Source organism: Flavobacterium xanthum (assembly GCF_900142695.1).
Classification (GTDB): Bacteria; Bacteroidota; Bacteroidia; order Flavobacteriales; family Flavobacteriaceae; genus Flavobacterium; species Flavobacterium xanthum.
The window spans coordinates 55,713-77,415 of sequence record NZ_FRBU01000018.1; the positions used below are offsets into that span (position 1 = coordinate 55,713).

14 protein-coding genes are annotated in these 21,703 nt (G+C 35.7%); 7 read left to right on the forward strand and 7 right to left on the reverse strand.

Translation table 11 applies throughout. The features are described from left to right. Positions 1-171: 171 nt before the first annotated feature. Entirely contained in the window at positions 172-1,578 is a 1,407-nt protein-coding gene (locus BUC11_RS09260; RefSeq protein ID WP_073353534.1) for an APC family permease, read from the reverse strand. A gap of 398 nt (positions 1,579-1,976) precedes the next feature. Here BUC11_RS09260 and BUC11_RS09265 point away from each other — a divergent pair, with 398 nt between their 5' ends. After that, on the forward strand, positions 1,977-2,837 hold the full coding sequence (locus BUC11_RS09265; RefSeq protein ID WP_073353535.1) for an NAD(P)-dependent oxidoreductase: 861 nt from the start codon (positions 1,977-1,979) through the stop codon (positions 2,835-2,837). 117 nt (positions 2,838-2,954) lie between these two features. Here BUC11_RS09265 and BUC11_RS09270 read toward each other — a convergent pair whose 3' ends face one another. Further along, on the reverse strand, positions 2,955-3,182 hold the full coding sequence (locus BUC11_RS09270) for a CDGSH iron-sulfur domain-containing protein (protein ID WP_073353536.1): 228 nt from the start codon (positions 3,180-3,182) through the stop codon (positions 2,955-2,957). 254 nt (positions 3,183-3,436) lie between these two features. Here BUC11_RS09270 and BUC11_RS09275 point away from each other — a divergent pair, with 254 nt between their 5' ends. From BUC11_RS09275 to BUC11_RS09290, 4 genes are all read left to right on the forward strand, one after another. Beyond that, positions 3,437-4,756: a serine hydrolase gene (locus BUC11_RS09275; protein ID WP_073353538.1), complete on the forward strand. Its 1,320-nt coding sequence runs from the start codon at positions 3,437-3,439 to the stop codon at positions 4,754-4,756. Between the two features lie 218 nt (positions 4,757-4,974). Continuing rightward, on the forward strand, positions 4,975-6,027 hold the full coding sequence (locus tag BUC11_RS09280) for a glycosyltransferase family 9 protein (protein ID WP_073353540.1): 1,053 nt from the start codon (positions 4,975-4,977) through the stop codon (positions 6,025-6,027). Positions 6,028-6,112: 85 nt separating this feature from the next. Beyond that, positions 6,113-6,574, forward strand: coding sequence for a VOC family protein (locus BUC11_RS09285; protein WP_073353542.1), 462 nt, complete (start codon positions 6,113-6,115; stop codon positions 6,572-6,574). A gap of 202 nt (positions 6,575-6,776) precedes the next feature. Then, positions 6,777-7,286 carry a pyridoxamine 5'-phosphate oxidase family protein gene (locus BUC11_RS09290; protein ID WP_073353544.1) on the forward strand — a complete coding sequence of 170 codons (510 nt, stop codon included), beginning with the start codon at positions 6,777-6,779 and terminating at the stop codon, positions 7,284-7,286. 66 nt (positions 7,287-7,352) lie between these two features. Here the strand turns inward: BUC11_RS09290 and BUC11_RS09295 are convergent, their stop codons facing one another. The 5 genes from BUC11_RS09295 to BUC11_RS09315 form a co-directional block, all read right to left on the reverse strand. Beyond that, positions 7,353-8,804 (reverse strand): C40 family peptidase, encoded by a 1,452-nt coding sequence (locus BUC11_RS09295; protein ID WP_073353566.1) that lies wholly within the window; start codon positions 8,802-8,804, stop codon positions 7,353-7,355. Positions 8,805-9,524: 720 nt separating this feature from the next. Further along, positions 9,525-11,792 (reverse strand): aconitate hydratase, encoded by a 2,268-nt coding sequence (locus BUC11_RS09300; protein WP_073353545.1) that lies wholly within the window; start codon positions 11,790-11,792, stop codon positions 9,525-9,527. A 147-nt stretch (positions 11,793-11,939) separates the two neighbouring features. Further along, positions 11,940-14,711, reverse strand: a complete 2,772-nt coding sequence (locus tag BUC11_RS09305; RefSeq protein ID WP_073353568.1) for a bifunctional aconitate hydratase 2/2-methylisocitrate dehydratase — start codon at positions 14,709-14,711, stop codon at positions 11,940-11,942. A 332-nt stretch (positions 14,712-15,043) separates the two neighbouring features. Continuing rightward, entirely contained in the window at positions 15,044-15,997 is a 954-nt protein-coding gene (locus BUC11_RS09310; RefSeq protein WP_073353547.1) for an AAA family ATPase, read from the reverse strand. 119 nt (positions 15,998-16,116) lie between these two features. Then, on the reverse strand, positions 16,117-17,547 hold the full coding sequence (locus BUC11_RS09315; RefSeq protein WP_073353549.1) for a peptidylprolyl isomerase: 1,431 nt from the start codon (positions 17,545-17,547) through the stop codon (positions 16,117-16,119). A 770-nt stretch (positions 17,548-18,317) separates the two neighbouring features. Here BUC11_RS09315 and BUC11_RS09320 point away from each other — a divergent pair. Further along, positions 18,318-19,760: an alpha-amylase gene (locus tag BUC11_RS09320; RefSeq protein ID WP_073353551.1), complete on the forward strand. Its 1,443-nt coding sequence runs from the start codon at positions 18,318-18,320 to the stop codon at positions 19,758-19,760. A gap of 101 nt (positions 19,761-19,861) precedes the next feature. Beyond that, entirely contained in the window at positions 19,862-21,451 is a 1,590-nt protein-coding gene (locus BUC11_RS09325) for a peptide chain release factor 3 (protein ID WP_073353553.1), read from the forward strand. Positions 21,452-21,703: the final 252 nt, after the last annotated feature.

The window sequence follows — 21,703 nt, forward strand, 5'->3', positions numbered from 1 at the left end:
CGGATTAAACGGATTTTTTTTAAGTGTTACTTTTCCAATTTTGTATCGAATGGAACGCAGATAAAACGGATTCAAAGGATTTTCACTGATTTGTAAAAAATCCCTATTTAAAAATACGATTTACATCCGCAAATTCATAACTCCTAATTCATAACTCCTAATTTTAAAAAACTACTCCTTAGCTTTAGTCAAATAGTAAATTGGTATTCCAACTAGCATAATCAAAACACCCCAACCACTCGTGCTCGTTTTAGTATACAGCAAAGCGATGCATATTGCACTAGCAACAACAATATAAAGTGCCGGCAAAAATGGATAGCCAAACGCTTTATACGGTCTTTCAGCATCTGGCAATTTCTTGCGAAGAATAAAGATTCCCAATATGGTCAAGATGTAAAATATCAACACAATAATCACCACAAAATCTAGTAAATCTCCGTATTTCCCAGTCAGACAAAGTGCCGAAGCCCAGATACATTGCGCCCAAATAGACCAAGCTGGAACACTCGCTTTATTTAATTCGGCAGCTTTCTTGAAGAAAACACCGTCTTGCGCCATTGTATAATACACTCTGGCACCCGCCATAATCAAACCGTTATTGCAAGCAAAAGTCGAAATCATGATCATTACCGCAATAATTAAAGTCCCAATAGAACCAAAAATACTTTGTGAAGCCACCACAGCCACACGATCGGATTCGGCCGTCGCAATATCATACAAAGGCACTACTGCCAAGTACATAATATTAGCCAAAATATAAATCACACTCACAATCAACGTTCCTAAAAACAAACTCAATCCTACATTGCGTTTTGGATTCTTAATTTCCCCTGCAATAAAAGTTACCCCTTCCCAAGCCACACTCGAAAACAGTGAGCCTACCAAGGCTGCAGAAATGGCTGATATCAATGTCACTCCACTAATAGGCATCCAAGTTCCTGAAGTCGTATCCAGCGCTTGTGACGTCCAAGCATTCGTCCAGTTGGCATCCCAAACTTCTGCTTTAGCTGCCATAAAACCAAAAATAATCAAACCAGCCAGCGACAAAATTTTGATTACAGTAAGAACCGTTTGTAAAATCTTAGAGTTTTTAACACCACGACTATTAATATAACTTAGTAGAATAATGGTAATAATAGAAACAATCTGAGCAGCATTGAGTTTAAAACTACCTAACTCATACAGAATATTCTTATCGCTCAGAGGCGCATACAAGTAAGCAGCAAATTTAGCAAAAGCCACACCCACTGCGGCAATCGTTCCCGTTTGTATCACGGCAAAAAAGCTCCAACCGTATAAAAACCCAACTAATTTTCCGTACGCTTCCTTAATGTACACATATTGTCCACCCGCTTTAGGAAACATTGCGCTCAACTCGCCATAACTCACAGCCGCAATCACTGTAATTGTACCCGTAAGCACCCACATCGCAATAAGCCAACCGGCCGAACCCAATTGCCGAACCATATCCGAGCTCACAATAAATATTCCGGAACCTATCATTGAACCCACCACGAGCATGGTTCCGTCAAGTAATCCTAATTCTCTTTTAAAATCGTCTGGTTTTTGGTCTTCCATAAAGTGGGTTTTTGGTTTTTTAGTTCGCTAAAGATATACTTTTTTTGGAAATCTAAAATCGAATTCCTGTTTTTAGGGCATGACCTTGCTTTCACTGTCGTTGCAGCATGGTCGGGCTGTACGCTGTATCTTTATTTTCTTAAAGAAAGAAAATAAAGGATGCCGCTTCCATCCCTCATGCAAACTACGGTAAATTGTCGTTTATCTATTTCATAACAAAACTAAAGAACCATCTTCAGTACTAAAGTAATATCCTCTTTTTAAACATATAAGTCATTTACTTTTTTGTGCTATCCCAATAAAACGTACTTTAGTAAGCGCGTATTTAAGATGCATGATACTTCATTTTACACCCTTTAAACACCAATAAAAATATAAAACAAACAACACCAAAAATCATGAATACATTAAAATTAGGATGGGTTGGATTAGGGAATATGGGAAACCCAATGGTTTTAAACTTACTCAAAGCTGGTTTTGAAGTAACCGTTTTCAACCGCACCAAAGACAAAGAAGCACCATTACTTGCCGAAGGCGCAACAGCAGCCACAAGTTTACAACACCTCATGGAGACGGCTGATGTTGTAGTGACAATGTTATCCAATGACGCGGCTGTAAAAGAAGTTTTTGAAGGCCCAACAGGATTACTAGCTGCTGCAATTCCTGGAAAAACCATCATCAACATGAGTACCGTTGCTCCAGAGACCTCCCGTTATCTCCACACGCTTTGTCAGCTGCATCAAGTTCATTTTATCGATGCACCAGTTTCAGGAAGTGTCAAACCAGCACAAGACGGAACCTTAGTTATTCTTGTGGGTGCTTCCAACGAAGATTTTGAAACAGCTCAACCTTTATTTGACGCTCTCGGAAAAATCGCCATTCATGTTGGTGCGCCGGGCGTAGCGAGCACTGCAAAATTAGCTATCAATTACTTGCTAGGATTGAATCTTCAAGGCATAGCCGAAACGGTTTTGTTTGCGGAGAAAAACGGCGTAAATAAAGAAGACATGCTCAACATCATCAATCAAGGCGCTTGTGGCAACGGGATCACGAATATCAAAACACCTTCTATTTTAAACGACTCTTTCCCCGCCGCATTTGCTTTGAAACACCTCGTTAAAGATTTAAGATTAGCCAAAGAAGCAGGACTTGATTCCCCGTTGATTCATCCTTTGTATGACAGTTATGCCGCAGCAGAACAAGAAGGATTAGGCGATCAAGATGTTATGGCGATTATTAGCAGTTTGAAAAATAAGTGAAATTTGAATAATAGTAAATTTAGCGAATAACCTATGGTATTTAATCGATTTAAATCATAAACAAAAAAGCTACATCGATACTGGATGTAGCTTTTCTTATTTAATCAGAAAACGATATTACTTCGTTTTTACCGTCGGCAAGTCAAATGCTGCTGATTCATGCTCAAAACCATTGCGGTGTGAACCATCACAAAAAGGTTTGTTGGCTGACAACCCACATCGGCAAAGACCCAAAGCCGTTCTTCCTTCTAAACCGTATGTTTTTCCTTCACAGTCTGTTATTTCAAAATCGCCTTCTATTTTTATAGACCCGTTGCGATTGATTGTTAGTTTTGTTGTGCTCATAATAGTGTTCTTTTAGTCGTCAAAGATTAGAAATATTTTTAGAATCCTGCATCGTAACGATACTTTTTTATACCACCAGCACATAATTTACATCAATTCTATTTTATGTAGCAAGATACCGAGGGAATTTGACTTGACTCGAATAAATGAAAATTCGTTACTTTCTATTCTAACATCAGCATCAAATAATCAATCTCCTAAACAAATAATTGACTATTTTTAGAGCTTTAAATCAATCCATTAATCAAACTCTCATGACAAACAAAATCGCAATCACCCTGTTTTTAGGATTCTTAGTTGGAACAAGCTATGCTCAAAAAATGAACGTTGCCAAACTGGACAGTTTATTTCAGATTTTGGAAGCCAAAGATAAATTCATGGGTAGTATCGCCGTATCACAAAACGGAACGCTTCTTTATTCAAAGTCCATTGGAATGGATGACATAGAAAGCAATAAAAAATCTGGTGCTCTTTCAAAATATAGAGTGGGTTCTATTTCAAAAATGTTTACTTCTGCACTAGTCTTCAAGGCGATTGAAGAAAAAAAATTAATGTTAACTCAAACTATTGAAACGTTTTTTCCAACTATTGAAAACGCTAACAAAATAACTATTGGTTACTTATTAAATCACCGAAGCGGTATTCAAAATTTCACCAATAGTCCTGAATATTTAACCTACAACACCCAACCAAAAACGGAAAAAGAAATGGTGGAAATTATTGCCAAAGGGAAAAGTATTTTTGAACCCAACAGCAAAGCCGATTACAGCAACTCCAATTATGTTTTATTGAGTTACATTCTGGAAAAAACCTATAAAAAGCCATTCAGAACTATTTTGAACGATAAAATTGTAAAACCGTTAGGTTTAAAAAATACCTATATTGGAGGTAAGATTAACATTCTAAATAACGAAACCAACTCGTATTCCTTCTCTGAAAAATGGATCAAAGAACCAGAAACGGATATGTCGATCCCAATGGGAGCTGGCGCAGTGGTTTCTAATCCACAAGATTTGACGTTGTTTATTGAAAAACTTTTCGCCAATGCCATAATCTCCGAAAGCAGCCTGAAACAAATGACAACTTTACAAGACAACTACGGAATGGGAATATTCCAATATCCGTTTTATGAGAAGAAGAGTTTTGGTCATACGGGAGGAATTGATGAATTCAGATCTACATTATCTTATTTTCCAGAGGACAAAATCGCTGTTGCATTAACCTCAAACGGTAGAACTTATGAAAATAACGACATCATGATTGCCGCTTTAAGTGCCTATTTCAACAAACCGTTTACAATTCCCAATTTTAAAACTGTCACACTAAAAAGTGAGGATTTAGATCCTTATTTAGGGGAATATTCAGATGCTGGATTTCCAATGAAAATCACAATTACAAAAGAAGACAACAAACTTTTTGCGCAGGCAACAGGTCAAGCTGCGTTTCCACTGGAGGCTATTGAAAAGGATAATTTTGAATTTAAAATGGCAGGAATAAAATTAGAATTCAAACCAAATGAAAAGCAGATGATCTTAAAACAAGGCGGTGGAAAATTTACTTTGACAAAAAAATAAAGCGCTTATTCTATCTTACGGTGAACAAAACTAACGCACTTGAATTCCATTAATTTAAAATACAAGCTAGGCCATTATTAAGTCGTTAATTGTACATTTGTCTCATGACAGAGCATTTTAGATTGTGTTTGAAATAACGATAACAAGCAAATTATTATTTTTCAATCCTGATTTATGAATAAACAAATAGGTTCAATTATAAATTCTATTATAAATCGATGAGTATCTTAAAAAAAGTAAATAAAGTCAGAAGAATTATTACGCATGGACTTACCAAAAATATTGGCAGTTCACAAAATAATCAAATCATAGATTTAAGGCAAAAAATTGAAATCAAAAGAATTTTGATTTCAAGGCCCAACCACAGATTGGGTAATTTGTTGCTCATTACTCCGCTGGTTCAAGATGTAATAGCTGCTTTTCCAGCGTGTAAAATTGATTTGTTTGTAAAGGGCGGTTTGGCACCTATTGTATTTAAAAATTATCCAAATATTAATTACATCATTGAACTTCCTAAAAAACCTTTTAAAAATTTGGCAGCCTATTTTAAGGTTTGGGTAAAGATCAAAAAACAAAAATATGACATTGTCATCAACGTAGACAAAAATTCCTCGTCTGGACGATTATCAGCTCAATTTGCTGATGCTAAATACAAATTTTTTGGCGATGATGACGAAGCTATGAAACTAGAGCATAGTGACTATGTGCATATTGCAAAATATCCAGTATATGAATTTAGGCATTTTCTAACTAAATTAGGATTTGCTAAAAATGACAATCCAATTCCACCATTGGACTTAAAATTAAGTTCTTTGGAAATCAAGGAAGGACAAAAAACAATTCAAGAATTGGTTAAAAATGACAAAAAAACGATTTGCATCTTTACCTACGCAACCTCTGATAAATGCTACTCAGAATCGTGGTGGGAAGAATTTTATGAACGTTTACTAACCGAATATCAAGATTATAATATTATCGAAATTTTACCTGTTGAAAACATTTCGCAAATCGGCTTTAAAGCACTTACATTCTATAGTAAAGACATTCGTGAAATTGGATCTGTCATTGCTAATACAGAAATCTTCATTGGTGCAGATAGTGGGATTATGCATTTAGCCAGTTCCGTCCTTACGCCGACTGTTGGGCTTTTCTCCCGCGCAAATCTAAAAACTTATGAACCGTATAACAATAACAGTGTGGCAATAAACACGAATACTGGCGACAAGGAGGATTGGATCAAAATAATAAACAAGGCCCTAATAAGATCATAATACTCTAAGGAATCAACATTCAAAAACAGCAACTTTAATAAACAATCGTAAAAGAAAAAACAAAATCACCAAGCACATAAACCACATGAAAACTAAATTTTTAATTTCCTTACTATTTACTTTCATCGGGGCCGGAACGCTTTGCGCACAAACGAGTACCCCTTTTACTTTAAAATTAGACCACGTTGCATTGTCAGTTAAGGACCTGGAAAAATCTGTTGGTTTTTATAAAAATGTTTTAAACTTTTCAGAGATAACCAACCTTACTAAAAAAGAGGGGATTCGCTGGATCTCCTTAGGAGAGGGAAAAGAGCTTCACCTTGTTGCTACAATCAAAGAACCCGTTACCATCAATAAAGCGGTACATTTAGCATTTAAAGCAACTCATTTTGAAGCATTAATCGACCTCTTAAAAACTCTAAAAATTACGTATTCTGACTGGCCTGGTAGACTGAATACAATTACCGTTCGGGCTGATGGAATCAAGCAAATCTACATTCAGGATCCTGATGGATACTGGATTGAGATCAACAGTGTTGAAAAATAGTAAATAAGGAAGTTTTCCCGTTCAGGCGTTTTTTTTATTTCTAGCATAAGGTATTTGTATATGCTAGAGCTAAAGGTTTTTACTAATCAAATATGTAAAAATTGAAACTTTTCTCCTAAATTATGTAATGCTTTTTGCCGCTTTGTTCACCAACTTTGTTGAACAATAAGTAGCGATTTTTAATCATTATAAAAATAAGATTATGAGCGATCATGCAAATGAATACACAGTTGAAGGAATAGATAAACTTAAAAGCCTAGTTAAAGAAATTAATACTTGCCTTTTTTGTACCAATCTTAAAACAAACGATGGAGCAACGACCAGACCAATGGGTGCCGTGAAAGTCTGCGATGAAGGAAACATTTGGTTTTTTAGTGAAAAAGACAGTGATAAGAATAAAGAAATAGAACAAGATTCCAATGTTCAATTATTTTTTGCACATCCGGGTAAAGGAAGTTATATGGTTGTAAACGGTGAAGCAATCATTACTACAGACCGGGATAAAATTGAAGAGTTGTGGACACCAGTAGTAAATATATGGTTCAAAGAAGGTAAAAATGACCCCAATATTTCCCTGATCAAAGTAAAACCAACAAGTGCCTATTTTTGGGATACTGACGGCAATCAAATGATTAACTTTTTAAAAATGGCTGCGTCTGTTGTTACCGGTACCAATTTAGTGAGCGGAAATGCAGGAGAAATAAAGCTTTAAAAATAGTATAAAAAAAAACGCTCCAATACATTGGAGCGTTTTTATAAAATATAATTTCTGAATAGCTTATTGCAGCACTCTATTTATTTGCGAGAAATTTTTCTCATAGTACTTTTCTTTCGTGGAAGATATGATTACACCGTTGCTGACTGAAGAATGAATAAATTTAATTTCGCCTTCGCAAACCTCAACTACCATTCCGACGTGATTGATTTGACTTCTACCATTTGTTTTGAAGAAAATAAGATCCCCTTTTTGGGCCTCTTCTGTGTTTATTTTGGTACCCATACTCGATTGTTCTCGAGATGTTCGAGGTAATTTAATGTCAAATGCACCAAAAGTAGTACACATAAGTCCTGAGCAATCAAATCCCGATTTAGTAGTTCCGCCCGTGCGGTATCTCGTTCCTATATTTTCGGAAGCGCGTTCTATCAATTGGTCAAGAAAATCATGGCTAAAAGTAGGCTTGATTGCATTATTAAAATCAATTTTACTGCTTTCTATTTTAGTCTCTTTATCATTTAAATCGACAGCAAGAGCCGCACTGTTTTCAGCAACTGTCTGAGAAAGAATACTCAATTTATAACCTACAGGAAGACCATTTTTAATCGCTGGATTTTGATTTTCTAACTCTTTAACTGTAATTCCGTATTCTTTTGCAATGGCATATTTTGTCTCTTTGGCCAGTACCTCTCTTGTAATTGTCTGCAGACTAGTTGGAGAATTTTGAATTGGTGCCGCTATCGTTTCTTGTGCTTTTGGTACACTAATTTGCGTTGACACTATATTTTTAGACGCTGCTTCAGATACTGATAGAGTACCAAGTGAGGCAACAACCATTTCTGGTCTTGGTGAATCGACTCCTGGGATAACTACTTTCTGACCAACTCTAAGGGACTTAACTCCTAAAGACGGATTGGCTTTGTCAAATTCCTTAATTGTAATTCCGTGTTTTTTTGTAATCGAATATTTAGTTTCTTTTGCTACTACTTCCCAAACGAAGGAGTGTGAGCTTTGGATTGCTTCGGATTCAATTTTAGATTCTTTAGCCGGTTCAATATTGGTAGGAATTTGTTTTGTTGTTGCAAGATTTGCTTTTTCGTTTGCAATTGCTGCAGCAGGTATATTTATTTTTTGACCAATTTTCAATTCGGCGGTTGCCAGTGAAGGATTGATTTGGTTTAATTCTTTAATGGAAATCCCGTATTGTTTGGCGATTCCGTAAAGTGTTTCTTTAGCTTGAACTTCGTGTTCTTTGGTCGCTTGATTTACAGCACTTTTGGTTTTAACGGTAGTGTTTTTGGTTGAAGCTATAGGAATTAATAAAACGGAATTGAGTTTTAAAAGGTTTTTAGCATTGGGATTTGACTTAAAAATAGCGCTTTGCTTGACTTCATATTTCTCAGCGATGCTTGATATTGTTTCCCCTTTAACTATAGTGTGCTTTGTGATTTTTTCTTGTGCAAAAAGAACGATACTGTTCAAAAAAACTAGTCCTACTATTACCTTTAATCTCATATTCATTTGTTTCAAATTACCTACCCCTTTGTATTCTTTCTAGCGATTTCGGGATATAATTATTAGATCTCGCTAAACTTTTCTTTTTTACAATTTCATTGAAAGATGTAAAAATAATTTAAGGCTCTTTTTATAAAAGAGACTCAGACTGTGTCTGTTTTACATTCCTATTGTTTTATGTTTCATTGGTAAAAACACTAAAAAACATGCCTCGTTGCAATTCTGTTGCAATTACTAAACTGGATGTCAAATTTTGAAGAATATTGATTGCAAAAACAAGCAAAAAAAGCTTCATTCCCAACAGAATATTTCAAAAAAGCTAATATAGGAGATTTAATCAAAAATTAGACTCTTTTTTTTAATTTTAACGTTCAAAAATTAAAAAACTACCCTGTTTTTTGAATTTTACTTCTATTTTACACCTTTGACTCTTTTCTTTTCTTCAAAAAATCTTATTTGAACAACAAGAAATATTTGAAAATAAGGGCTAACGTTTGTAGCCCTGATGAAAGAGGAAAGCCTTTTGAAATAGAATTGCTTATTTTTCCCGATCATAAAGAGCGACCAGCGGAAGCTCCTTTATGATCAGAAAAAAGCAATTGTATGAAAAAGCTTGAAACGGCCAGCAGGAAGCAGCTCCAAAAAAATAAGTGATTTTGAACCATAAAAAAACTCCCAAGTTGGCTTGAGAGTTTTTACTATAAAAATTATTTACTTTACTTATATTTTTCCAGCAGCAGCAATCAGGTTTAATGCTGAACCGGCTACGAACCAACCTATTTGACCTTCGTTATACGTATGGTTTGCCAAAATTATATCTTTGGTTCCATCTGCGTGAACGAATTCCAACGTTAAGGGTTTTCCGACAGCAAAATCAACTAAATCCGTGAAATTGATTGTGTCATCTTCTTGAATTTTATCGTAATCTGCTTCTGTTGCAAAGGTCAAACCTAATAGCCCTTGTTTTTTAAGGTTTGTTTCGTGAATACGGGCAAATGATTTTACCAATACTGCTTTTACACCTAGGAAACGCGGTTCCATAGCGGCATGTTCACGAGAGGATCCTTCTCCGTAATTATGATCACCCACTACAATCGATGGAACTCCAGCTGCTTTGTATGCACGTGCAACGGCGGGAACTGCATCATAAATACCAGTCAATTGGTTTTTGACTTTATTTGGTTTTTGGTTGAATGCATTGATAGCACCAATCAACATATTATTAGAAATATTATCTAAGTGTCCGCGGAAACGCAACCATGGTCCAGCCATCGAGATGTGATCTGTAGTACATTTTCCGAATGCTTTGATAAGCAATTTAGCTCCTGTAATATTTTTTCCATCCCAAGGTGAGAAAGGCGCTAATAACTGCAAACGCTCCGAAGTTTCGCTGACCGAAACAACGATACCAGAACCATCTTCGGCTGGTGCTTGAAAACCGGGATCTTCAGCGGCAAACCCTTTTGGAGGCAATTCATCTCCTGTTGGCGCTTCTAATTTAACTTCTTCCCCATTTTCATTGATCAAAGTATCTGTCAATGGATTGAAACTTAAATCACCCGCTATAGCCAGTGCAGTTACCAATTCTGGTGAACCTACGAATGCTAAAGTATTTGGATTTCCATCAGCACGCTTAGAGAAGTTACGATTGAATGAGTGAACGATTGTGTTGCGCTCTTCTTTGTCTGCTCCTTCTCGATCCCACATTCCAATACAAGGTCCGCAGGCGTTTGCAAATACAGTCGCTCCCATTTTATCAAAAATATCGATAAATCCGTCACGTTCTATAGTATATCGAACCAATTCAGAACCTGGAGTAATGGTAAATTCTGATTTAATTTTTAAGTTTTTATCCGTAACTTGTTTTGCTATTGAAGCAGCACGAGCAATATCCTCGTAAGACGAGTTCGTACAAGAGCCAATTAAACCCACTTCAATTTTCAAAGGCCAGTTATTTTTGATGGCTTCCTCTTTCATTTTAGAAATAGGGGTTGCTAAATCTGGTGTAAAAGGACCGTTTAAATGCGGTTCTAATTCGTCTAAATTGATTTCGATTACTTGATCAAAATACAATTCGGGATTAGCATATACTTCTGCGTCACCAGTTAAATACGGCGCAATTTTATCGGCAGCATCGGCAACATCAGCTCTGTCTGTGGAACGCAAATAACGACTCATGGAATCATCATACCCAAATGTAGAAGTAGTAGCACCAATTTCGGCACCCATATTACAAATTGTTCCTTTACCAGTACATGACATAGCGGTTGCGCCTTCGCCAAAATATTCAACTATAGCACCAGTCCCCCCTTTTACAGTAAGAATTCCGGCTACTTTAAGGATAACGTCTTTTGGAGCTGTCCAACCAGAAAGCTTACCCGTTAATTTTACTCCAATTAATTTAGGAAATTTTAATTCCCAGGCCATTCCTGACATTACATCGACAGCATCAGCACCACCAACACCAATAGCTACCATTCCTAAACCACCCGCATTTACGGTATGTGAGTCGGTTCCAATCATCATTCCACCTGGAAATGCATAATTCTCTAACACCACTTGGTGGATAATTCCAGCTCCTGGTTTCCAAAAACCTATTCCGTATTTATCAGATACTGACGAAAGAAACTCAAACACTTCATTACTTTGTGTTTTGGCTCTTGCCAAATCCGTCACCGCATCAACTTTAGCTTGGATCAAGTGATCACAATGCACCGTTGTAGGCACAGCAACCTTAGCTTTACCAGCATGCATGAATTGTAACAACGCCATTTGAGCGGTAGCATCTTGACAAGCCACTCTATCTGGAGCAAAATAAACATAATCAGCACCACGTGTAAAAGCTTTTGATGGCATTCCATCCCAAAGGTGATTGTATAAGATTTTCTCCGTTAAAGTAAGTGGATGTCCAACTATTTCGCGTGCTTTATCAACACGAGTTGCCATGTTGTCGTACACTTTTTTAATCATTTCAATATCAAAAGCCATAATGTATAGGATTGTTTGTTATGTGTAATAAAAATTCAAGTATTTAATAGTCACAAGGTACAAAAAATAGAGAAACTATACCCATAAAAAAAACCTAAGTCTTTTGACAGACTCAGGCTTTTTGATATAATTAACAAAAATGAGATATTATTTTACTAATAATTTATGAGATGGCGCAAACTGAGTTAAATTGATTCCTTTCACCGCTGCTTTATATTCTTCCATTGTTGGAGTTCTACCTAATATTGTAGACAATACAACAACAGGAGTGGATGAAAGCAAAGATTCTCCTTTTTTACCTTCCGTATCCTCAACAACTCTTCCTTGGAAAAGACGAGTTGATGTTGCCATAACTGTATCTCCTTTGGCCGCTTTTTCTTGGTTACCCATACATAAGTTGCACCCTGGACGCTCTAGGTATAGAATGTTTTCATATCCAGTACGCGCTATGCCTTTAGGAGCATTATCATCAAATTCAAATCCAGAATATTTTTGTAAAACTTCCCAGTCTCCTTCTGCTTTGAGTTCATCAACGATGTTGTATGTTGGTGGCGCTACTACAAGCGGCGCTTTGAACTCCACTTTTCCATATTGTTCGTCGATGTTTTTTAGCATTTGAGAAAGAATCTTCAAATCGCCTTTATGCACCATACAAGAACCTACAAAACCAAGATCTACTTTTTTAACACCTCCATAAAAAGAAAGTGGTCTAATGGTATCGTGCGTGTAGCGCTTAGAAACGTCCGCGTTATTCACGTCTGGATCGGCAATCATTGGCTCTACAACAATATCTAAATCAATAACCACTTCCGCATAATATTTTGCATTAGCATCTGGAGTCAACGCAGGTTTCTCCCCTGATTCAATAGCTGCAATTCTATTATTAGCAATAGCAATCAATCCTTTTAGCACTTGCTTTTCGTTGTCCATTCCTTTATCAATCATGATCTGGATTCTACCTTTGGCAATTTCTAATGATTCAATCAAAGTGTCGTCCTCAGAAATACAAATAGAAGCTTTCGCTTTCATTTCAGCCGTCCAATCTGTAAAAGTAAAGGCTTGATCGGCAGTAAGGGTTCCTAAATGCACCTCAATAATACGTCCTTGAAATACATTTTCACCGCCAAATTGCTTCAACATTTGAGATTGTGTAGCATGCACCACATCACGGAAATCCATGTAATTTTTCATGTCTCCCTTGAAAGTAACTTTTACTGATTCTGGAATTGGCATAGATGCCTCTCCTGTAGCCAAAGCAAGCGCAACGGTACCTGAGTCAGCACCAAAAGCAACTCCTTTTGACATTCTGGTATGCGAGTCACCACCAATAATGATCGCCCATTCATCAACAGTAATATCATTTAACACCTTATGAATTACATCCGTCATGGCATGATAAACGCCTTTAGGATCACGCGCAGTGATCAAACCGAAATCATTCATGAACTGCATCAATCTTGGAATGTTTGCCTTCGATTTATTATCCCAAACCGATGCTGTATGACATCCCGATTGATAAGCACCATCTACAATTGGTGAAATCACAGTAGCGGCCATAGACTCTAATTCTTGAGAAGTCATCAAACCTGTCGTATCTTGTGAACCAACAATATTTACGGTAACACGAACGTCAGATCCAGCGTGCAAGACTTTCCCAGGCGTTGAACCAACAGCATTTTTATTAAATATTTTTTCAACGGCTGTAAGACCTTGTCCGTCTATAGAAACTTCTTTGGATGGAGCAAAAACGGGAACAATCGCAATTCCTAAAGTTTTTGAAGCAAACGTTTGTAGTTTTTTTCCAAAAACAATCGCGTAAGAACCACCAGCTTTTATAAATTCCATTTTCTGAGGTGTAAATGCCTTAGAAATATCGATCAATTCTGTATCGCCATTGTATAATTTCTTTATTTTAGTATTGATGGTTAGCACCGTTCCAGTAGCTACAGAATACGCTTCCTCTAGAACCACATCACCACTTTCGTTGCGAATTGGATTTCCATTTTCATCTAATTTCTTTACCCAGTTTTTAAGGTCAAGACCAATACCACCGGTTACATCAACAGTAGTTAGGAAAATTGGAGAAATTCCGTTTGTTCCTGCTACAATTGGTGCAATATTTATAAACGGAACGTAAGGACTTGCTTTTTTACCAGTCCAAAGCGCCACATTGTTCACACCTGACATTCTTGAGGAACCCACACCCATTGTTCCTTTTTCAGCAATCAACATGATGCTTTTGTCAGGATGTTGCGCTTGTAAAGCCTGAATTTCATCCTGAGCTGCAGGGGAAATCAAACATTTACCATGAAGCTCACGATCAGATCTAGAATGCGCTTGGTTCCCCGGCGACAATAAATCTGTTGAAATATCGCCTTCTCCAGCAATGTAAGTAACTACTTTTATTTCTTCTACTACTTCAGGAAGCTTTGTGAAAAACTCCGCTTTAGCATAACTTTCTAAAATTTCTTTAGCAATTTCGTTTCCACTTTTGAATGCCGCTTCTAAGCGATTGGTATCCGCCTCATAAAGGAAAAATTGCGTTTTAAGAACCTCTGCTGCTTCTTTAGCAATAGCAACATTTGTATCTAAAGCTAGGTCAAGTAGCACCTTTATCGAAGGACCGCCTTTCATGTGAGACAATAGTTCAAACGCAAAAGCAGGAGTAATTTCTTTTACAGTGGATACGCCAAGTATAATCTCCTTCAAAAAAGCAGCTTTTCTGCCAGCAGCAGGAGTAGTTCCAGGAACCGTATTGTAAATAAAGAAGGTAAGAGAGTCTTCGCGATCTGCGTTATCTACATCTTTAATTTGTGTGATGATTTCGCCCAATAATTGAGCACCATCAATTGGCTTTGGATGCAATCCTTGTCCTTTTCTTTCTTCGATTTCCTTTAGATAATCGTTATAAATGCTCATAATACAATTGTTTTCAATGTTAAAGGCTGCTTCTTTTGATCCTCTCAAAATTAAAAGCCATACTATCTAGTTTTTTATTTATGACGCAAATTTAGCTCTTTAAGATGAAATTTAAAAAAATTTAATGAACGCCATGTTTTCAAAAGATATTATTACCTAATACTGATTTTTACTGTTTAAAAATGATAAAATTTAAAAAAATTAACATAAAATTGATTTATCCATAACTAATCAATTGTATTCGTATCGTTTCTAAAACACAAATAATTGAATAATTAAGAAAACGTTGTAGTTACTCCCGAAAATCAAGCTCAAAGCAACAAAAAAAGCATTTAGAACAACGTTGTAATTATCATTTCTTCGGTGATACCTTCCGCATCTGCTTTGTAGTTTTTGATTATTCGGTGACGAAGTATTCCTATTGCTACCGCTTTGACATCTTCGATATCGGGAGAGAATTTTCCGTTGAAAGCAGCATTGGCTTTTGCAGCCAAAATTAAATTTTGTGAAGCGCGTGGTCCCGCTCCCCAGTCTAAATAATTTTTCACAAATTCAGTAGAAAGTGGATTGTCAGGACGCGTTTTACTAACGAGAGTTACAGCATATTCAATAACATTATCCGCTACGGGAATTCTGCGGATTAAAGCCTGAAAATCAATAATTTGTTGTGCCGTAAATAATGGATTTATGATATTTTTTATGTCGGAAGTCGTACGTTTTACAACTTGAACTTCCTCTGCAAAAGAGGGATATTCTAGTTTTATAGCAAACATGAACCGGTCTAATTGCGCTTCAGGCAAAGGATAAGTTCCCTCTTGCTCTATTGGATTTTGGGTAGCCAAAACAAAATAAGGTAAATTTAACTTGTAATTTTCACCTGCAATAGTCACAGAACGCTCCTGCATGGCCTCTAACAAAGCGGCCTGAGTTTTTGGCGGTGTTCTATTGATTTCATCGGCTAACACAATATTAGAAAAAATAGGTCCTTTTATAAATTTAAAATGTCTGTTTTCATCTAATATTTCACTTCCTAGTATATCCGAAGGCATTAAATCAGGAGTAAACTGAATTCTTTTAAAATCAAGACCCAGTGCTTGCGCCAACGTATTTACCATCAAGGTTTTTGCTAATCCAGGAACTCCTACCAATAAGGCGTGACCACCAGAAAAAATACAAAGTAAAATTTGATCTACCACAGCATCTTGCCCAACAATAATTTTTGCTATTTCGCTTTTTAACTCTTGTCGTTTTTGAACTAAATTCTGTATTGCTACTACGTCTGACATGTATAAGGTATTTAAAATTAAAAAAGAGTTAGCGTTATGAGATCATAAAACTAACTCTTTTTATTTATTAAAAGAAAAATTTTTTAGTACTAAACGTACCTGAAATTTGAAAAATAGTACTATTTCTTAAGCCAATTATTTGCAAAATCACAGTCTCTGTATTCGCCTATAATTTTGATATAAGTTTCTTTTATTTTTTCATTAAACCATTTTCCAATAGCCAGAATCTGCTTATTTTTTAAAGCCAATTCTTTAATTTTGATATAATCCTTAGCATAATCAGCCGTATGTTCATCAATTCTATTAGTGACAGTGATCAGCTTGAATTTCTTCTTTCCTTCTTCTCCTTGGTCTAAAATAGGAACAGAAACTTGATTTGCTTTCAAATTAGAAACTTGACTGTAAAAAGTAGGATCCATTTTTGTCAATTCAAAACGAGTGTCTTGCGTTTGTGGATTAATCAATGCTCCTCCATTGGCTCTTGTTTCTTTTTCATCAGATAATGTTCTGGCTGCTTCCGCAAAAGTAATTTCTTTATCTTCAATTCTTTTCTTGATCAAAGTAATTTTTTCTTTCGCTTCATCCAGCGCCGTTTCAGTAATCGTTGGCGATAGTAAAATATGACGCAACTCTATTTCCTGTCCTTTAATTTTTTCTACATAAATAATATGATATCCAAAATCTGTTTCAAAAGGAGCTGATATTTCACCTTCCGCTAAACTAAAAGCAACCTCCTTAAATTCTTTGACAAAGGGAGTTTTGCGATTCATTTTGTAATATCCTCCATTCGATCTAGATCCCGGATCTTGAGAATATAAAACTGCTTTAGTTGAAAAACTGGAGCCTTCTTCGATTTCTTTTTTAAACTCATTCAGTTTATCAATTACTTTTTGCTTATCCTCAGCAGAGACTTTTGGAGTAACAACAATTTGTGCCACTTCTAACTCCACTCCAAAAGTTGGCAAATCAGTTTTAGGAATAGTTTTGAAATAATTACGAACTTCTTCAGGAGTAATTTCGACTGCTTCAACGATCTTATTTCGCATTTCAGAGGTCAACTTTCCCTCTTTTAAAATATCTGAGAAATAGGTTCTAAATTCTTCTTCAGAATCCTTTTTATAATATTGAACTACTTTTTCTAAAGAACCAATTTTTTCAATCATATAATTCAAGCGGTCTTCCATCATTCCTTTTACCTCTGAATCAGTTACTACGATACTATCTTGGATTGCTTGATGCGCATACAATTTATCTTCTAATAATTTTCCTAGCATTTGACATCTTGAAATATCATTCACAGAACCTCCTTGCGTAGAAATTTCAAGAAAGGACTTATCAATATCTGAATCTAAAATAATATAGTCTCCCACCGTTGCTATTACTCCGTCAATTTTAAGTTTTCCGGTCGATTGTATCTTTTTAACAGGAGCGATAACGGAGTCCTTAATAATTTCTTGAGCACTTGTTATGACACTTGTAAAAAGCAAAAGAAAAAAAGTCAGTGCAATTCTATTATTAATAGATTTCATTTGTATTTTATTTATTGGCATTATTATAATTTATATTAAATGTAAAACATCCTGATTGTGTTGTTTTTAAATCCAACTATAAAAGCCAGAATAATTTTGGCAAATATACGCTTTAAGAATCAAGTATTGAACTGCTTTTCATAATACAATTCCGTAGCTATCCTCAAATTTAAAACGAACAAAAATAGCAATTCAATTAGATAATACAAGTTTCCTAACTAGTATTAACAAAATATTATAAAGACATTTTTTAATTAGCTTAATAAGCTACTACACTAGAAATAATCTGATTGTAAGAAGCCAATGCAGATTCTACTTTCTAGAATCTGACCTTCATCATTGATTAAAAATTTTCCTTTGCACTGTATTTGTCTTTTCAAAATTAAAAATGTGCTGCTTCATACTATTGGCTACAAACAAAAATCTCACTAAAATTTAATGAGTTCACCGCAAAAGGCAAGCTACATTTCCTTAAAATTCTCATTTTAAAACCTCTAAATAAAAAGTTCTCAACACTACAACGTTTTCGTTCCGAATTAAAAAAGACTCTGACGCTTCTCGTGTAAGAAATTGTATAAATTAGCTAAAACATATTAATTTGATAGAAAAACAGATATAAAAATAAAGTTATACTACTTTTTATCGCCCTCTATTTCAATATTCACAAAATGGCAGAGATTTGAAATTCTGAAACAACCTACGAATCAAAATCTAATACAAGAAATTATTTCTAAATCTGCTTTTAAAAGCATTTACCCAAATCTATTAACTAACCCCAAATTACTCTTTTTATGAACAAACAAAATTTTAAAAATTACTTGCTGGCCGCATTATTGGTTGGTTTGTCTTCGTGTAATTCAAGTGATGATTTTACAAACGATGCTACTGCTGCTGCGAAACAATTTAAAGTTATTGATGTCACCCATCATGATGGTCATCCTTTCAGCACCGGAAAAGCATCAAATACTACAAACGGAAAATATCTCGCAAATCCAGGCGGAGGTGTTATGATGCAAGCTTTCTACTGGGATGTACCTGCCGGCGGTACTTGGTGGAACACGGTAAACACTAAAATTACGGCGTGGTCAAATGTGGGTATTGGTTCCGTTTGGCTACCACCCGTTTCAAAGGCGCAAAACGGACCCTTTTCTATGGGATACGATCCTACTGATTATTTCGATTTTGGAAATTTCAATCAAAATGGCACGGTAGAAACTCGATTTGGTTCACGTACCGAATTAGAGAGTCTAATTACAAAAGCACATACTGAAAACATGCAAGTATATGCTGACATGGTATTGAATCACAATAGCGGAGGGCAGTTAGAGAACAATCCGTTTACAGGAACTCAAACGTACACCAATTTTACGGGTGTGGCTTCTGGAAAATTCCCAAGAACTAGCGCTGATTTTTACAAAAATTCTTATGGAAACAATGATGAAGGATCTTTTGGCGGCTTTCCAGATTTAGCCCATGTGGCACCAAATGTGCAAGACTGGCTTTGGAAAAGAGCAGATGGCGTAGGAAAGTATTACAAGAACACGATGAAATTTGATGGCTGGAGATTTGATTATGTTAAAGGTTTTGCTCCTTGGGTCATAAAAGATTGGAATGCAAACGTTGGTGGATTCTCCGTGGGTGAATTATGGGATTCTAACGTAAACATACTGAATGATTGGGCAAATAATGCCAATAGTTCTGTTTTTGATTTTGCCTGTTATTATAAAATGAACGATGCATTTGACGGAAACAACCTGAACATCCTCAACGATGACATGATGTGGAAAAGAAACCCACACAAAGCAGTTACGTTCGTCTCCAACCACGATACTGATGAGATTTGGAAAAAAGAGCTAGCCTATGCTTACATCTTAACCCATGAAGGATATCCAACTATTTTTTACAGAGATTATGAAGAATGGCTGAACAAAACCAAAATGAACAATTTGATTTGGATTCACAACCAAAAAGCAACGGGAACAACCTCGATTTTATATACTGATACTGGTGAATACATCGCCAGAAGAAATGGGTACAATGGAAATCCAGGATTAGTAGTCTATATCAATAACTCCGCCACATGGCAAGAGAGATGGATCCAGACTAACTGGACTAATGCTCAAATAAAAGATTTTACTGGAAATTCTGCATGGATACCAACAACTCAAGCTGACAAATGGGTCAAAATACAATGTCCTCCAAATGGGTATTCAGTTTGGTCGATAAACATGTAATCATAAAAAATTTGCAAAAAAAATGAGGCTGTTCTAAAAGACAGTCTCATTTTTTTTATTCACACTTATAAATAGTACTTTTGCAGACTATTTATACAAATATGGGCTTTTTAGAAGAAATACAACGCAGAAGAACTTTCGGGATTATATCGCATCCAGATGCAGGTAAAACTACACTTACAGAAAAACTACTCCTTTTTGGGGGCGCCATCCAAGAAGCGGGTGCTGTTAAAAACAATAAAATCAAAAAAGGAGCCACGAGCGATTTCATGGAAATTGAACGCCAAAGAGGAATTTCGGTTTCTACATCGGTTTTGGCATTCAATTATAAAGATAAAAAAATAAACATATTAGATACTCCGGGACATAAGGATTTTGCAGAAGATACCTTTAGAACCTTAACGGCAGTAGACAGTGTGATTGTAGTAATTGACGTTGCCAAAGGTGTTGAGGAACAAACAGAGAAATTAGTAGCGGTTTGTAGAATGCGAAAAATACCAATTATCGTTTTCATTAACAAATTAGACCGAGAAGGAAAAGATGCTTTTGATCTAATGGACGAAGTGGAACAGAAACTGGGTTTAAAAGTAACTCCCCTGAGTTTCCCAATAGGAATGGGATATGACTTCCAAGGAATATACAATTTATGGGAGCAAAACATCAATCTTTTTAGTGGGGACAACCGCAAAAATATTGAAGAAACCATAGCTTTTTCAGATGTACAAAATCCACAATTAGAAAAAATTATTGGGCAAAAACCTGCTGCTACTTTACGCGAAGAATTAGAATTAATAGACGAGGTCTATCCTAAATTTGACCGCCAAGACTATTTAGACGGAAAATTACAACCTGTCTTTTTTGGTTCTGCTTTAAATAATTTTGGAGTAAGAGAATTATTAGACTGTTTTGTTCAAATTGCGCCATCTCCAAGACCAAAAGATTCAGAAACACGATTGGTAGATCCAAAAGAGGAAAAAATGACCGGTTTTGTATTTAAAATCCATGCCAATATGGATCCAAAACACAGAGACCGTCTGGCCTTTATAAAAATTGTTTCAGGAACTTTTGAACGAAACAAACCGTATTATCACGTTCGCCAAAAGAAGAATTTAAAATTTTCTAGTCCAAATGCATTTTTTGCTGAAAAGAAGGAAATCGTGGACATCTCCTATCCGGGAGATATTGTTGGTTTACACGATACTGGAAATTTCAAAATTGGAGATACTTTAACCGAAGGGGAAATCATGAGCTTCAAAGGAATTCCAAGTTTCTCTCCAGAGCATTTTAGATACATCAATAATGCAGACCCAATGAAAGCCAAACAACTCGACAAAGGAATTGATCAGTTAATGGACGAAGGTGTTGCGCAATTATTTACGCTTGAAATGAACAACAGAAAAATCATTGGAACAGTAGGAGCGCTGCAATACGAGGTTATTCAATACCGTTTAGAACATGAATATGGCGCTAAATGTACCTACGAGAATTTTCCAGTACACAAGGCGTGCTGGGTAAAACCAAATGATGTAAAAAGTGATGAGTTTAAAGAATTCAGACGAATCAAGCAAAAATTTCTAGCACATGATAAATACGCACAATTAGTTTTTCTAGCTGATTCTGATTTTACAATACAGATGACACAAAATAAATATCCAAATGTTAAGTTATTCTTTACTTCTGAATTTGAATAATTAGTTACCATTATACACTGGTGTTTTACCTATATAATACTTTTTTGTTCTATAAAGTTCAAAAAACTATAGAAGCCTGAGACAACCCACTAGTAGAAAATATTTTTACTTACAAAAACACAAACTTGAATAAATAAAAAAAACGCTAATTTAAAAGGAGGGCACTGAAAAACATCGTCTGTTTTGATTTGTGTCATTTTTATAGACCAAAAAAAACGCTTATAATCGAATTTTTAAGATTCGTTATAAGCG

Excerpts from the sequence above, each read along its gene's own strand:
- BUC11_RS09280 (WP_073353540.1), top strand. The coding sequence starts at position 4,975 with ATGAGTATCTTAAAAAAAGTAAATAAAGTCAGAAGAATTATTACGCAT.
- BUC11_RS09260 (WP_073353534.1), bottom strand. The coding sequence starts at position 1,578 with ATGGAAGACCAAAAACCAGACGATTTTAAAAGAGAATTAGGATTACTT.
- BUC11_RS09290 (WP_073353544.1), top strand. The coding sequence starts at position 6,777 with ATGAGCGATCATGCAAATGAATACACAGTTGAAGGAATAGATAAACTT.
- BUC11_RS09275 (WP_073353538.1), top strand. The coding sequence starts at position 3,437 with ATGACAAACAAAATCGCAATCACCCTGTTTTTAGGATTCTTAGTTGGA.
- BUC11_RS09315 (WP_073353549.1), bottom strand. The coding sequence starts at position 17,547 with ATGCCAATAAATAAAATACAAATGAAATCTATTAATAATAGAATTGCA.
- BUC11_RS09295 (WP_073353566.1), bottom strand. The coding sequence starts at position 8,804 with ATGAGATTAAAGGTAATAGTAGGACTAGTTTTTTTGAACAGTATCGTT.
- BUC11_RS09305 (WP_073353568.1), bottom strand. The coding sequence starts at position 14,711 with ATGAGCATTTATAACGATTATCTAAAGGAAATCGAAGAAAGAAAAGGA.
- BUC11_RS09325 (WP_073353553.1), top strand. The coding sequence starts at position 19,862 with ATGGGCTTTTTAGAAGAAATACAACGCAGAAGAACTTTCGGGATTATA.
- BUC11_RS09285 (WP_073353542.1), top strand. The coding sequence starts at position 6,113 with ATGAAAACTAAATTTTTAATTTCCTTACTATTTACTTTCATCGGGGCC.
- BUC11_RS09310 (WP_073353547.1), bottom strand. The coding sequence starts at position 15,997 with ATGTCAGACGTAGTAGCAATACAGAATTTAGTTCAAAAACGACAAGAG.
- BUC11_RS09320 (WP_073353551.1), top strand. The coding sequence starts at position 18,318 with ATGAACAAACAAAATTTTAAAAATTACTTGCTGGCCGCATTATTGGTT.
- BUC11_RS09300 (WP_073353545.1), bottom strand. The coding sequence starts at position 11,792 with ATGGCTTTTGATATTGAAATGATTAAAAAAGTGTACGACAACATGGCA.
- BUC11_RS09270 (WP_073353536.1), bottom strand. The coding sequence starts at position 3,182 with ATGAGCACAACAAAACTAACAATCAATCGCAACGGGTCTATAAAAATA.
- BUC11_RS09265 (WP_073353535.1), top strand. The coding sequence starts at position 1,977 with ATGAATACATTAAAATTAGGATGGGTTGGATTAGGGAATATGGGAAAC.